The following is a 13391-nucleotide window of genomic DNA, read 5'->3' as shown; positions in this document are numbered from 1 at the left end:
TTCGATGGCGGCGCCGCTGGTGGTCTGGGATCGACGAATGCTCGGCTACGACCTGGGCGGGGATCACCCGCTGCACCCGCTGCGCTGGGACCTGACCTGGGCGCTGGCCGGCGAGCTGGGCGTGCTCGACGACTACGAGGTGCTGGTGCCCGAGGTGGCCGACGACGCCGCCCTGGGCCGGGTGCACACGGCCGGCTACATCGAGGCCGTGCGGGCCGCCTCGGGGCCGGTGCCGATGGCGGTCGGGCACGGGCTGGGCACCGACGACAACCCGATCTTCCCCGGCATGCACGAGAACGCGGCGCTGATCGCGGGCGGGTCGATCGACGCCGCCCGGGCGATCGCCCACCGCGAGGTCGACCGGGCCGTCAACTTCTGCGGCGGCCTGCACCACGCCATGCCCGATCACGCCTCCGGATTCTGCGTCTACAACGACGTGGCGCTGGGCATCACGGCCATGCTGGACGCCGGGGTGAACCGCATCGCCTACATCGACGTCGACGCCCATCACGGCGACGGGGTCCAGGCCGCGTTCTACGACGACCCCCGGGTACTCACGATCTCGCTGCACGAGTCCCCGCTGACCCTGTTTCCGGGAACCGGCTGGCCGACCGAGCTGGGGGTCGGGGCGGCCAGCGGCACCGCGGTGAACGTGGCCCTGTCGCCCGGCACCGGGGACGCCGCCTGGCTGCGGGCCTTCCACGCGGTGGTACCCGGCGTCGTCCGCGCGTTCCGGCCCGAGGTCCTGGTCACCCAGCAGGGCACCGACGCGCACCGGGAGGACCCGCTGGCCGACCTGATGCTGACCGTAGACGGGCAGCGAACGACCTACCTGGCGTTGCGGGACCTCGCCGAGGAGTTCACCGGGGGCCGGTGGCTGGCCCTGGGCGGCGGCGGGTACTCGCCGGTCCGGGTGGTCCCGCGGGCCTGGACCCACCTGCTGGCCATCGTCGCCGGCCGGGACCTGCACCCGGGCACCCCGATGCCGCCGGACTGGATCGCCCGGGCCGCCGCGGCCCGGCCCGATGTCGAACTGCCCATCGACATGTCCGACGGCACACCCGATGTCGTCGGCTACCAGCCGTGGGCCGGGCACCAGGAGATGGCCGTGGACCGGGCCATCCTGCAGACCCGGGAGGCCGTCTACCCGCTGCACGGGCTGGACCCGCGGGATCCCCGTGACTGACCCGGCGCCGGCCCGGCCGGCCTACCCGCAGCAGTGGGAGGCCGACGTCGTGCTCACCGACGGCGGGGTGGCCCACGTGCGCCCGGCCACGCCCGACGACGCCGCCGGGATCCGCGCCATGCACGGCCGGGTGAGTGCCCGATCGCTCTATCTGCGGTATTTCTCGCCGGTCAAGCAGGTCTCCGACGCCCAGGTCGCGGTGTTCACCGACGTCGATCACGACACCGCCATCGGGCTGGTGGTGATGCTCGGCGAGCAGATCATCGCCGCCGGCACCGCCCATCGGGACCCGTCGGGGGACCGGGATTCGGCCGAGGTCGCGTTCCTGGTCGAGGACTCCCAGCAGGGCCGCGGGCTCGGCTCGATCCTGCTGGAACACCTGGCCGCGGCCGCGCAGGAGCGGGGCATCCGCCGGTTCACCGCCGAGGTGCTGGGGGAGAACACCCAGATGGTTCGGGTGTTCATCGACGCCGGCTACTCGGTGCACCGCGAGTACGACTCCGGCGTGATCGACCTGGTCTTCGACATCGCGCCCACCGACAAGTCCCGGGCCGTCGTGCTCTCCCGGGAGCACCGGGCCGAGGCCCGCTCGATCGCCCGGCTGGTCGCGCCGCGCTCGATCGCGGTGATCGGCGCGTCGGCCGACCACACCAAGATCGGGCACGCGGTGCTGGTCAACCTGCTGCGCGAGGACTTCGGGGGCCCGGTCTACCCGGTCAACCCGGACGCGGTGTCGGTGCGCGGGGTGCGGGCGTACCCGACCGTCAACGACATTCCCGACCCGGTCGACGTCGCCGTGGTCACCGTGCCGACCGACACGGTCGCCGACATCGTCGAGGCCTGCCGGGTCAAGGGGGTGCACGGCCTGGTCGTGATGACCGGCGGGTTCAGCGACGCCGGCGACGACGGCGCGGCGGCGCAGCGGCACATGGCCGCCGTGGTGCGCGGCGCCGGGATGCGGCTGCTGGGTCCCAACTGCCTCGGCCTGATCAACACCGACCCGGCCGTGCGGCTCAACGCCTCGCTCGCGCCGGTGGTCCCGCCGCCCGGCCGGATCGGGTTCTTCTGCCAGTCCGGCGCGCTGGGCGTGGCCATCCTGGCCGACGCCGCGGCCCGCGGCCTGGGCCTGTCGACGTTCGTCTCGGCCGGCAACCGGGCCGACGTCTCCGGCAACGACCTGCTGCAGTACTGGCACGGCGACGACCGCACCGAACTGGTGCTGCTGTACCTGGAATCGTTCGGCAACCCGCGCAAGTTCGCCCGGCTGGCCCGGGTGCTGGCCCGGACCAAGCCGGTGATCGCGGTCAAGTCCGGCCGGCACGCCCGGACGGTGGTCGGCCTGCAGGGCTCCGCCCTGTCCGAGGACGTGGTCGCGACCCTGTTCGAACAGTCCGGGGTGATCCGCACCCCGGGGCTGACCGCCGCCTTCGACGTCGCCCAGTTGCTGTCCACCCAGCCGGTGCCACGGGGGAACCGGATCGGCATCGTCGGCAACTCCAGCGCGCTGGGCGTGCTGGCGGTCGACTTCTGCCTGGACGCCGGCCTGATCGTCGACCCTGATTCACCGGTCGATCTGGGCGTCGGCGTCAGCGCCGCCGAGCTGGCCGCCGCCGTGCGCGAGATGGCCCACCGTGACGACCTGGATGCCCTGGTCGTCGGGTGGGTGCCGCCGGTGGCCACCGAGGGGCACGAACACGCGGCCGCCCTGCGGGACGCGTTGCGGGGCGCGCCGATCCCGGCGGTCACCACCTTCCTGGCCGTCGACGGGCTCAACGCCCACCTGGCCGTCCTCGACGAGCACGGGCACCCGGCGCGCGGGTCGGTGCCCTCCTACCGGACCCTGGAACGGGCGGTGGCCGCGTTGGCCTTCGGCGTTCGCTACGGCGCCTGGCTGGCCCGCCCGGCCGGCACCGTGCCCGACCTGCCGGGCCTGGATCGCCGGGCGGCGGCCGCCGCGGCCCGGGCCGCGGTCGAGGGCATGCGGGCCCCGCAGGACCCGGCCCGGGCGATGACCGACGCCGAACTGGTGACCCTGCTGGCCGGCTACGGCATCCGGATCGAGGACTTCCGGGCGATCGGCTCGGCCGATGAGGCGGTGGCCGCGGCCCAGGAGATCGGCTACCCGGTGGCCCTCAAGTCGTTCGACGACGCGCTGCGGCACCGCATCGACCAGGCCGGCATCCGGCTGGGCCTGCACACCGACAGCCAGCTCCGGCACGGCTACGAGAGCCTGTCGGCGATCGCCGGACCGTGGCTGTACGTGCAGCGGGAGGTGCCGCGGGCCAAGTCCGAGGTGCCCACCGTCTTCCGGATCACCGCCGACCCCTCGTTCGGGGCACTGGTCTCCTTCGGCATCGGCGGGATGGCCACCGAGCTGCTCGACGACCGCGCGTACCGGGCGGTGCCGCTGACCGATGTCGATGCCGCCGACCTGATCGGCGCCCCGCGGGCCGCGCCACTGCTGGACGGCTACCGCGGCGCCCGCACGGTGCCCAAGGAGCCGCTGATCGACTTGGCCCTGCGCCTGTCCGCGCTGGCCGACGACGTCCCCGAGCTGCTGGAACTGCAGCTACAGCCGGTGCTGGCCGGACCGGGCGGGATTGCGATCACCGGGGCCCGGGCCCGGATCGGGCCGCCGTCGGCGTTCGACGACTGGCGTCGCCGGCTGCGCTGATCGAACCGGCTGATCGAACCGGTTGACCCAGCCGGCTGGCCCGACCGGCTGACCGTGCCGGGGGTCGACCGGCCCGTCCCCGACCGGCCGGGCGTCAGTCGCGCTTGGGCGGACCGGTGGGGTCGGGACCGGCGGCCGCGACCGTCGAGCCGGGGGCGACCGTGGGCAGCTTGGTGGAGAAGAACAGCGCCCCGATGGCGATGAAGCCGACCAGCGCGAAGGCCACCTGCAGCGCCTCCAGCCGGGCCTGCGCGTTGATCTCGGTGATGGCATCGATCTCGGACTGGCTCACCCCGGCCGCGGACAGGGCGGTCGCCACCTGCTCGTCGGAGACGAACGGCACCCCGCCGACCAGTTCGGTGGAGATCTGCGACTTGAGCGCGTCGTTGATCTCCGGGCTGCTGGCCACCCCGGTCAACGCCGCACTGCTCAGCGTGGCGATGAGCACTGAGCCGATCAGCGCGGTGCCCATCGAGGCGCCCAGGTTGGTCGCGGTGTTCTGCAGGCCACCGACCTCGGCGGTCTCGCTCTCGGACACCGCCGACACGGTGACCGCGCCGAGCTGGGAGGCCAGCGCGCCCAGGCCTAGGCCCATCAGGATCATCGGGATCGTCATCACGCTGGCGTCGGCGTCCGGATCCATGCCGGCGACCAGGAAGCCGATCCCGATGATCATCAGCAGCAGCCCGAGCCGGACCACCCGCCGCGGGTTGGCCTTGGGCCACACCTTGGGTACCCCGATCGCCGTGACCAGCAGGGCGATCGAGAGCGGCACCAGCCGCACCCCGGTCTGCATGGCGGTCAGGCCCAGCACCACGGACAGGAACAGCGGGACCGCGAAGAACGCCCCGGCCTGGATCATGAACTGGGAGAAGAACATGCCCAGGCCACCGGTCAGCTGCCGGTTGGCCAGCATGCTGGGCCGCAGCAGCGGCTGCAGCGCCGTCGGGTCGTCCTTGGCCGCGGCCTCCAGCCGGCTCTCCCAGCGCAGGAAGCCGTAGACGACCAGCAGCCCGCCGGCCATGCACCAGATGGTCAGCGACACGTTCAACGGGGCCGGTGCGCCCGGCTTGGCGATCACCCAGCCCCATTCGCTCGAGCGCAGCACGCCGAAGACGAACAGACCCAGGCCGACCACCGACAGCAACGACCCGAAGAGGTCGATCCGGCTGGGCTGCGGGGCCACGTCGTTGAGCTTGCGCAGCACGGCCAGGATCAGCAGGACGATCACGACCTCGCCGAAGAAGACGTACCGCCACGAGGCGTAGGTGGTGACCGCGCCGCCGATCAGCGGGCCGACGGCGACCGCGGCCGCACCCGCCGCGGCGACCAGACCGTAGGCGGCCGAACGCTTGTCGGCCGGGAAGTTCGAGGCGACCAGGGCCACAATGGCCGGCATGATCAGGGCCGCGCCGATGCCCTCCAGCAGCGACCAGCCGATCAGCAGCTGGGTCAGGTTCTGGGCGATGCCGGTGGTGAACGAGCCGGCCGCGTAGATGACCAGGCCGATGCCCATGGCCCGGCGGCGGCCCATGATCGTGCCCAGCTTGCCGCCGGTGATCATCAGGGTGGCCATCACCAGCGTGTACATGGTGATCGCGGTCTGGATGCCGGTGATCGTGGTGCCCAGGTCCGCGGCGACGGTGGGCATGGACACGTTCATCACCGAACTGTCCAGCGTCATCAGGAACTGGCTGGCCGCCAGCACGGCCAGGACGAGACCGGCCCCGGAACGAGCGGTGGCCGCAGCGGCGCCGGTGGACGCGGAGGTGGTCATCCGCTCATCCTGGCAAGCCGATGGCCCCCGGGCGGCATCCGGTTGGGGTGATTCGCCCGATCGGTCCCACAAACGGTGCGGGCAGATGGCGAAGGGCCGGGTCCGTGTGAACAGACCCGGCCCCTCTGGGCGACGGCGCGCAGAACCTCGTTGTCGAGGCGCTCGCCGCTACAGCGTCATCGTCAGCTCGGCCAAGCTCAGCTGGCGTACGAGCGCAGCACCTCGGAACGATCACCGACGCGCAGTTTGGCCATCGAGTCGCGCTCGATCTGCCGCACCCGCTCGCGGGAGATGCCGAAGTGCCGGCCGATCTCGTCGAGCGTGCGCGGCCGGCCGTCGTCGAGCCCGTACCGCAGCCGCACGACGGTCTGCTCGCGGTCGTCCAGCGTGCGCAGGACCCGGTTGATGTCGTCGTGCATGAATCCGGCGACCACCGCGGCCTCGGCCGAGGTGGATTCGCTGTCCTCGATGAAGTCGCCCAGCGGCGCCTCCTCGTCGGACCCGACCGGCATGTCCAGGCTCACCGGGTCACGCGCGTGGTCGAGCAGATCGGCGATCTTCTCCTCGGGGATGCCCGACTCGTGGGCCAACTCGGCCAGCGTCGCGTCCCGGCCCAGCTGCTGGTGCAGTTCCCGCTTGAGCCGGGAGAGCTTGTTGACCTGCTCGACCAGGTGGACGGGCAGCCGGATGGTGCGACCCTGATCGGCCATGCCGCGCGAGATCGCCTGCCGGATCCACCAGGTGGCGTACGTGGAGAATTTGAAACCCTTGGTGTAATCGAACTTCTCGACCGCGCGGATCAGGCCCAGGTTGCCCTCCTGGATCAGGTCCAGCAGCGGCATGCCGCGGCCGGTGTACCGCTTGGCCAGCGAGACCACCAGGCGCAGGTTGGCCACCAGCAGGTGGTTGCGGGCCCGGCCGCCGTCGCGCACGACCATCCGCAGATCCTTGCGGCGCTGCGGGGACATCTCGACGTCGGACTCCAGCACGTGCGCGGCGAACACGCCGGCCTCGATCCGCTTGGCCAGCTCGACTTCCTGCTCGGCCGTCAACAGCGCGGTCTTGCCGATGCCGTTGAGGTACACGCGGACCAGGTCGGCGGAGGGGCCCTGGGCGTCCAGGTCCTCGTCGTGGCTGACGGTGCGCGTGGTCGCGGCAGTCGCCGTGGTCGCGGTGGTGGTGGTGCTCGCGGTCGTGGTCATGGTGGTGCGGCTCGCAGTATCGAGGTCGTATGAGGGTGCGGCCATGTCATGCTCCCTTCGTCACGTTCGTGGCGGACCGTTTGCTGCTGACCCGCTGACTATTCGAACGTCTGTCAGTTCCGATTTAGTTCCCCGGCCGATGTCGGCTGAAGCACCCCGACGGCCGGATTGCGACTGCCCTTCGTCCGTTCGACATACCCAATCCCGACGGGCTGTGACCCGCCGTGTGGCGGTCATGGGAACTACATGGGAAACGGGCCGCCGGCGCCGACCCGCTGTTGTCGTCGGCCTTATTTCCCCTTGTTTTTCTGATTCGGAGACGTCCGGGCACCGGGGCGGTCACGCGAATGCCGATGCGAGTGAGGTACGTCACACTCGCCGACGGGAGGTCGATCAGAGCTCGAGCAGCACCGTGAACGGGCCGTCGTTGACGCTGGCGACGCGCATCGTGGCGCCGAAGCGGCCGGTCGCCACCGGCGCGCCGCGCCGCCGCAGCTCGTCCACCACTTCGGCGACGAGGGGCTCGGCCCTCTCGCGCGGGGCGGCCAGGTCCCAGGAGGGCCGGCGGCCCTTGTCGGTGCGGGCGTAGAGGGTGAACTGGCTGACCACCAGCAGGGGAGCGCCGGTGGTGGCGCAGGAGACCTCGCCCGGCAGGATGCGCAGCTCGTGCAGCTTGGCGGCCATCGCCCGGGCGGTCTCGGGGGTGTCGGTGTGGGTGGCCCCGATCAGGGCGAGCAGACCCGGCCGGTCGATCCGCCCGACGACCTCGCCCGCAGCCTCGTCCGTGCCGGCGCGGTCGTCCCCGGGGCCTTGAGTCTTGGTGGTGTCGTGCCCGGTCGCGTTCGGGCGGGGCACGGTCACACTGGCGGAGAGCACTCGGGTCACCACGGCACGCATGCCGGTGATGCTGTCAGGTCGGCGACGTCCGGGTGAGAGCAGGCCACGGCGGGCCAATTGCGGCACGATGGGGCGATGAAGCATGGGCCGAAGAGGCACGGGCTCGGCAAGCATGGGGCGACGGGGCACGGCGACCCGGGGCCGGCCGGCTCGGCCGGGTCGATCCTGTCCATCGGATCCGCGGGCTCGATCCTGTCGATCGGCTCGGCCGGGTCCATCCTGTCGATCGGTTCGTCCGGCTCGATCCTGTCCATCGGATCGACGGGGTCGGTGCTCTCACTCTGGTCGGCGTTCTCACTCGGGTCGATCCTGTCGTTCGCCTCCGTCGGGTCCATCCTGTCGTTCGCCTCGATCGGTGCGGTCCGCGCCGCCCTGACGGTCGGCCGGCGGGGCCGCGCGCTCAATCGCCGATCGGAACCAGCAGCCCTCGGGTGACGGCGACCCGGACGGCCGGCACGATGGCCTCGGCGAGCGCGCCGGCCGGTACCGCGTGGGCTCCGGCCAGTAACTCGATCAGCACCGCCAGCGGCAGGGCGCCGGAGCATCCGGCCAGCAGGGACTGACCCCACTCGTCGACCTGCAGGGTCGCGCCGGCGCCGCCCAGCCGGCGGACCAGGCGCAGCATGACGTCCCACCCCTCGGGGCCGGGCAATGCGCTCTGTTCGAGCAGAACCTGGTCGGCCAGCCGGAACCGCTGGCCCAGCAGTTCGGCGTCGGTGCGGGACTCGACCCAGGCCCGGTTGGTCAGGAACGCGCCGACCTCGGTGCCGGTGACCGGGTCGTCGGTGATCTCGTCCAGATTGATCGACGGGTCGTCGGCGTCGGTGCGGCGCAAGGTGATCATGCCCATGCCGATGCCGGTGATTCGCTGCGCGGCGAAATAGTCCAGCCAGTCCTGCGCGAGCCGGTGGGCCCGCGCCCGGTCGCCCCCGGACTTGGCGTCCTCCCCGGCGTCGGCCAACCACAGGCCGACGTACTCGACCGGGTCGGCGATCTCCCGTTGCACCACCCAGGCGTCACAACCGCTGGCCGCGACCCACCCGCCGACCCGGTCGCGCCAGTCGCCGTCGTCGACGACCAGCCAGTTGGCCAGCAGTTGCGCGGTCCCGCCGGGCCGCAGGTGCGTGCGCGCCCCTTCGACGATGGCCCGGCCGACGCCGTCGCCGGGCAGGCCGGAGTCGCGGTAGGTGAACCGGGTGGTGCCGTCGCCGACGACGAACGGCGGGTTGGACACGATCAGGTCGAACTGCTCACCGGCCACCGGGTCGAACAGCGACCCGGCCCGCAGGTCCCAGTGCTGCTGGTTGAGCCGGGCGGTGGCGCCGGCCAACGCCAGCGCGCGCGGGCTGATGTCGGTGGCCACGATCGACCCGGCGTGTCCGGCCAGGTGCAGCGCCTGGATGCCGCAGCCGGTGCCCAGGTCCAGGGCGGTGGTCACCGGGTCGCGCACGATCGCCCGGGCCAACGTGATCGAGGCCGAACCCAGGCCGAGCACGTGATCGGGCCGTACCGGGCCGGGCCGCACATCCGAGTCCAGGTCGGAGACCAGCAGGAACTCCTCGTCATCGGCGGCGTGCGGGCGGATGTCCAGCGCGGCCCGGAGTTCGTCGCCGTCGCGCTCCAGCACGCCCTGGGCCAGTGCGGCGGCCACCCCGGTGGCCGGCAGCGCCCGGGCCACGGCCCGCTCCGCCGCGTTCGCGCCGAGCAGGAACAACCGGACCAGGGTGGACCGGGTCGATCCGTCGCGGGTGGCGCGCAGCGCCGCGGCCGGCTCACCCCGGCCCAGCGCCCGGTGGGCGGCCGCGCCCAGCAGCTCCGGGACTCCGGTGGCGTCGAAGCCGCCCGTCCGCAGGTCCTCGCCCAGGCGGTCGACGATCTCGAGGTCGGTCAGGGGGAGGCCGGCCGGCCGGTCCGGGTTCGCAGCGTTCACCCGGTCAGCTCACCATGCGGGCAGGCGGCGCCGGTCGACGGGCCGGCCTCGGTCGGGGTGGGGCCGGCCCTCAGCTCAGTTGGGCGGAGAGCACGGCGCGGACCCGGCGGTCGTCGCGGGCCCGGTAGCGCAACGCATATCCGGCGCCGGCGCCGGCGGGGCCGTCGGACGCCCGGATCATGTCGGCGTGCACGCCCTCGGCGCGCACCGCCTGCAGCAGGTCCAGCACCGCATCCGGTTCGGCCAATTCCAGGCAGATCGCGCTGCGCCGCCAGCGCAGTTCGTCGACGACCCGGGCGACGGCCACGCCGAGCAGGGCCCCGGCCAGACCGGCCGCGGCCAGCGGACCGGGCCGCAGCCGCCCGCGGGTCAAGGCCAGACCGGCGCTCGCCCCGGCCACCGCCCCCGGCAGCACGATGGCGGCCCAGCCCAGGCCGGACAACTCGACCTGGCGAAAGGCCAGCGGCGGCAACGCCCGCGGCTGATCGGCCACCGGTCCTGGCGAGGGTGAACTCCGAGTCAGCGCCGAACTGGACGTCATAGGGCCAGGGTAGGTGCCCGGCCGCGATTCGACCATCGATCCGACCGGGCAACCCCAGGGGATCGATCGCCACCGGGGACGGCGGAATGGACAATGCTCGGCATGACCGCCTCCGAGCTGTACCTGACCGGTGACCGGGCCGCCGACGAGCTGCTGGCCGCCGACCCCAATGCGCTGCTGCTGGGCATGGTGCTGGACCAGCAGGTGCCGATGGAGAAGGCGTTCGCCGGGCCCGCGGTGATCGCCCAGCGGATGGGTGGGCGGCTCGACGTGCCGGCGATCGCGCAGGCCGATCCGGAGGAGTTCGCCGCGTTGTGCGCGCAGCGCCCGGCCGTCCATCGATTCCCGGCGGCCATGGCCAAGCGGGTCCAGGCCACCTGCCAGGTACTCACCGACCGCTACGACGGCAACGCGGCGAACCTGTGGTCCGACGTCGCCGACGGCCAGGAGCTGCTGGCCCGGATCGCCGCGTTGCCCGGCTTCGGGCCGGCCAAGGCGCCGATCTTCCTCGCCCTGCTGGGCAAGCAGTACGGCGTCCAGCCGGCCGGCTGGCGGGAAGCGGCCGGGATCTACGGCGAGGCGGGCAGCCACCGATCGGTCGCCGACGTGGTCGATCAGCCCTCGCTCGAACTCGTGCGCGCGGCCAAGAAGGCGGCCAAGGCGGCGGCCCGGGCAGCCGGCAACTGAGCGGCTCCGCCCCGGACCGGTTGACCGGTCCCGGCTGGGCGTAGCGTGGTCGGCGGGCAGCCTGGTGGCTGGCTAAGCCCGCTGCGGTAGCGACGCGTCAACGGCTCGTGGGCGTCGCACAGGAGACCTGAAAGCGGTGTACACGCCATGACCCTCGGATCGGAATCGACAGCAGGCCCGACGGTGAACCCGTCCGCGAACCCGTCGGGGGGACCGGCCCCGGCGAACGGCGGACGCAGTTCGCGCAAGGCTCCGGCGGCCGCGATCATCACGGCGGCCGAACCCTCCTACGACGACCAGCTGCGGTCCCGCCGCACCCGGTATTCGATCATGATGGGCCTGCGCATCCCCTGCCTGATCCTGGCCGCCTTCTTCTACCAAACCCCGTGGCTGGCCATCACCATCGCCGCCCTGTCCATCCCGCTGCCCTGGATGGCGGTGCTGATCGCCAACGACCGGCCCGCCCAGAAGCGCAAGCGGATGGCTCCGGTGACCGTCAACCCGGAGCGGGCGCTGCCGCCCGGCCGGCACGAGATCGTCGATTCGGCGGTCGATCCGGACCCGCGCTGAGCGGACCGCCGCACCGCCGTCCCCCGCGGCGTCAGCCGGCCGGCCCGTCCAGGACCGGCCGGGCACCGGCCGCACCGGCCACCCTGGTTCCGGCGCGGACCCCGGCGGCCAGCGCCGCGCCCGGCTCCGCCCCGTCCAGCCAGGCGGCCAGGAAGCCCGCGTTGAACGCGTCACCGCCGCCGGTGCTGTCGGTGTCGTCGACCCGCTCGACCACCGCGCGCCGCTGCTCGGTGCCGGCGAACCAGGTCGCCCCCTGCCGGCCGTGGGTGACCGCCACCGCCCGGACCACGGCCAGGGCCGCGGCCGGCCCGCCCAGGGCGGCCAGTTCGGTGTCGTTGGGCAGGAGCAGATCGACGCCGCGCACCCACTCCAGAAAAGTGTCCGCGCCCACCGCGCTCAGGCCGGCCGCGGTCTGCGGGTCCACCGAGGTGCTCCAGCCGGCCGCGGCGGCCCGGGCCAGCGCGGCCCGTCCGGCCGGGCGGGAGGCCTCGTCCAGCAGCACGTAGCCGGACAGGTGCAGGTGGCCGGGGGCCCCGGGGTCGGTCAGCCGGATGTCGTCCGGATGCAGCGCGGCATTGGCGCCCCGGTCGGAGACCATCGTCCGATCGCCGTCCGGACCGAGCAGGACCACGACCCGGCAGGTCGGATGCTGCGGGTCGACGACGAACCGGCAGCCCACCCCGCGGGCCCCCAGTTCGGTGGCGGCCGTCCGGCCGGCTTCGTCGTCGCCGACCCGGGCGATCAGCTCGACCCGGACCCCCAGGTCGGCCAGCCAGGCCGCGGTGTTGCCGCCGGCCCCGCCGGGGTGGGCGGTGATCCGGGCCGGGGTGTCGTCGCCGGGGGCCAGGGCCGCGGTCAGCCGGCACCGCACGTCGAGGCCGACGTCGCCGACCACGGTCACCCGTGGGGGCGGCGCCGCGCTCACCGGCTCAGCTCTCCGCGCCGGCCACGGCCACCGCGATCCGGGCGGCCAGCGCGGCGTTGGACAGCACGAGCTCCACGTTGACCCGCAGGCTGGCCCCGGCGGTGGCCGCATGGAAGTGCGCGAGCAACCGGGGGGTGACGTCCTTGCCGGTGACCGACTCGGCCGCCAGGATGGCCAAGCCCTGGGCCAGGGTCCGGTCGTGCAGCTCCGGATCGAGCTGGCGATCCGGCGGCAGGGGATTGGCCACCACCACCCCGGCCTGATCCAGCGCGAGCCGGCGGCGGGCCGCCAGCACCGCCGCGGCCTGCTCGGGTTCGTCGATCCGCCAGGGCACGGTGAAGCCGGAATCGGACAGGTAGAAGCCGGGGAACCGGTCGCTGCGGTATCCGAGCACCGGCACCGAGAGCGTCTCCAGGTATTCCAGCGTGCCCCCGACGTCCAGGATCGATTTCACCCCGGCACACACCACCACGATCGGCGTGCTGGCCAGCACCCGCAGGTCGGCCGAGACGTCGAAGGTGCGACCGGCCTCCCGGTGTACCCCGCCCAGGCCACCGGTGGCGAACACGGAGATCCCGGCCCGGTGGGCCAGGGCCGCGGTCGAGGCGACGGTCGTCGCGCCCGGCACCCCGAGGGCGAGCGCCACCCCCAGGTCGCGCACGGACAGCTTGGCGATCTCCGCCGACGAGCACAGCCGGTCCAGCTCCGCGGCGCCCAGTCCGATCCGGATCGCCCCGTCCAGCACCGCGATCGTGGCCGGCACCGCGCCGTTGGCCCGGACCGCCGCCTCGATCTTCGCGGCCACCTGCCGGTTCTCCCCGCGGGGCAGCCCGTGGGCCAGGATGGTCGATTCCAGCGCGACCACCGGCCGGCCGGCTCGGACCGCCGCGCTCACCTCGTCGGACACCACCAGCGGACCGGTCACGTCATCTCCTTCACGGCAGCTCGGGTCCGGATCGGAACCGGTTCGGCACTGCTGACTGCCGGGTCGGGCGGGGACAG

The 13391-nt window shown here is 73.2% G+C and carries 12 protein-coding genes; 5 read left to right on the top strand and 7 right to left on the bottom strand.

What is annotated here, in order from left to right:
* The first annotated feature begins 4 nt into the window (after positions 1 to 4).
* Entirely contained in the window at positions 5 to 1186 is a 1182-nt protein-coding gene (locus tag NAMU_RS18740) for an acetoin utilization protein AcuC (RefSeq protein ID WP_015748913.1), read from the top strand.
* Positions 1179 to 3860, top strand: coding sequence for a bifunctional acetate--CoA ligase family protein/GNAT family N-acetyltransferase (locus tag NAMU_RS18735; RefSeq protein WP_015748912.1), 2682 nt, complete (start codon positions 1179 to 1181; stop codon positions 3858 to 3860). The genes NAMU_RS18740 and NAMU_RS18735 overlap by 8 nt, the downstream gene beginning before the upstream one ends.
* A gap of 94 nt (positions 3861 to 3954) precedes the next feature.
* On the opposite strand, the gene NAMU_RS18730 is transcribed toward NAMU_RS18735, so the two are convergent.
* From NAMU_RS18730 to NAMU_RS18720, 3 genes are all read right to left on the bottom strand, one after another.
* Positions 3955 to 5637, bottom strand: coding sequence for an MFS transporter (locus NAMU_RS18730; RefSeq protein ID WP_015748911.1), 1683 nt, complete (start codon positions 5635 to 5637; stop codon positions 3955 to 3957).
* A gap of 197 nt (positions 5638 to 5834) precedes the next feature.
* On the bottom strand, positions 5835 to 6839 hold the full coding sequence (locus NAMU_RS18725) for a sigma-70 family RNA polymerase sigma factor (protein ID WP_015748910.1): 1005 nt from the start codon (positions 6837 to 6839) through the stop codon (positions 5835 to 5837).
* A gap of 393 nt (positions 6840 to 7232) precedes the next feature.
* Entirely contained in the window at positions 7233 to 7736 is a 504-nt protein-coding gene (locus NAMU_RS18720; protein ID WP_015748909.1) for a D-aminoacyl-tRNA deacylase, read from the bottom strand.
* A gap of 162 nt (positions 7737 to 7898) precedes the next feature.
* Between NAMU_RS18720 and NAMU_RS30600 the strand changes: the two genes are divergently transcribed.
* Positions 7899 to 8171: a hypothetical protein gene (locus NAMU_RS30600; protein WP_407669253.1), complete on the top strand. Its 273-nt coding sequence runs from the start codon at positions 7899 to 7901 to the stop codon at positions 8169 to 8171.
* Here NAMU_RS30600 and NAMU_RS18710 read toward each other — a convergent pair.
* Both NAMU_RS18710 and NAMU_RS18705 read right to left on the bottom strand, forming a co-directional pair.
* The gene (locus tag NAMU_RS18710; protein ID WP_015748907.1) at positions 8137 to 9666 is read right to left on the bottom strand and encodes a DUF7782 domain-containing protein; all 1530 of its coding nucleotides are present in this window, start codon (positions 9664 to 9666) and stop codon (positions 8137 to 8139) included. The two genes, NAMU_RS30600 and NAMU_RS18710, sit on opposite strands and share 35 nt — an antisense overlap.
* A gap of 70 nt (positions 9667 to 9736) precedes the next feature.
* On the bottom strand, positions 9737 to 10207 hold the full coding sequence (locus tag NAMU_RS18705; RefSeq protein ID WP_138180339.1) for a hypothetical protein: 471 nt from the start codon (positions 10205 to 10207) through the stop codon (positions 9737 to 9739).
* A gap of 93 nt (positions 10208 to 10300) precedes the next feature.
* Here NAMU_RS18705 and NAMU_RS18700 point away from each other — a divergent pair, with 93 nt between their 5' ends.
* Together NAMU_RS18700 and NAMU_RS18695 are read left to right on the top strand one after the other, a co-directional pair.
* Positions 10301 to 10894 (top strand): HhH-GPD-type base excision DNA repair protein, encoded by a 594-nt coding sequence (locus tag NAMU_RS18700; RefSeq protein WP_015748905.1) that lies wholly within the window; start codon positions 10301 to 10303, stop codon positions 10892 to 10894.
* Between the two features lie 147 nt (positions 10895 to 11041).
* Positions 11042 to 11464 carry a DUF3099 domain-containing protein gene (locus NAMU_RS18695; protein ID WP_083785896.1) on the top strand — a complete coding sequence of 141 codons (423 nt, stop codon included), beginning with the start codon at positions 11042 to 11044 and terminating at the stop codon, positions 11462 to 11464.
* Positions 11465 to 11495: 31 nt separating this feature from the next.
* Here NAMU_RS18695 and NAMU_RS18690 read toward each other — a convergent pair whose 3' ends face one another.
* Together NAMU_RS18690 and NAMU_RS18685 are read right to left on the bottom strand one after the other, a co-directional pair.
* Positions 11496 to 12389, bottom strand: a complete 894-nt coding sequence (locus NAMU_RS18690) for a carbohydrate kinase family protein (protein WP_015748903.1) — start codon at positions 12387 to 12389, stop codon at positions 11496 to 11498.
* A gap of 4 nt (positions 12390 to 12393) precedes the next feature.
* Positions 12394 to 13314 (bottom strand): pseudouridine-5'-phosphate glycosidase, encoded by a 921-nt coding sequence (locus NAMU_RS18685; RefSeq protein WP_015748902.1) that lies wholly within the window; start codon positions 13312 to 13314, stop codon positions 12394 to 12396.
* Positions 13315 to 13391 lie beyond the last annotated feature (77 nt).

The organism is Nakamurella multipartita DSM 44233 (assembly GCF_000024365.1).
Classification (GTDB): Bacteria; Actinomycetota; Actinomycetes; order Mycobacteriales; family Nakamurellaceae; genus Nakamurella; species Nakamurella multipartita.
The sequence above is the reverse complement of the archived record's forward strand: the minus strand, read 5'-3'. Positions and strand labels throughout refer to the sequence as shown.

Bases quoted from the DNA above. Each gene is read 5' to 3' on its own strand.
- NAMU_RS18740 (WP_015748913.1), top strand. From the start codon at position 5: ATGGCGGCGCCGCTGGTGGTCTGGGATCGACGAATGCTCGGCTACGAC.
- NAMU_RS18730 (WP_015748911.1), bottom strand. From the start codon at position 5,637: ATGACCACCTCCGCGTCCACCGGCGCCGCTGCGGCCACCGCTCGTTCC.
- NAMU_RS18725 (WP_015748910.1), bottom strand. From the start codon at position 6,839: ATGACCACGACCGCGAGCACCACCACCACCGCGACCACGGCGACTGCC.
- NAMU_RS18720 (WP_015748909.1), bottom strand. From the start codon at position 7,736: ATGCGTGCCGTGGTGACCCGAGTGCTCTCCGCCAGTGTGACCGTGCCC.
- NAMU_RS18705 (WP_138180339.1), bottom strand. From the start codon at position 10,207: ATGACGTCCAGTTCGGCGCTGACTCGGAGTTCACCCTCGCCAGGACCG.
- NAMU_RS18700 (WP_015748905.1), top strand. From the start codon at position 10,301: ATGCTCGGCATGACCGCCTCCGAGCTGTACCTGACCGGTGACCGGGCC.
- NAMU_RS18695 (WP_083785896.1), top strand. From the start codon at position 11,042: ATGACCCTCGGATCGGAATCGACAGCAGGCCCGACGGTGAACCCGTCC.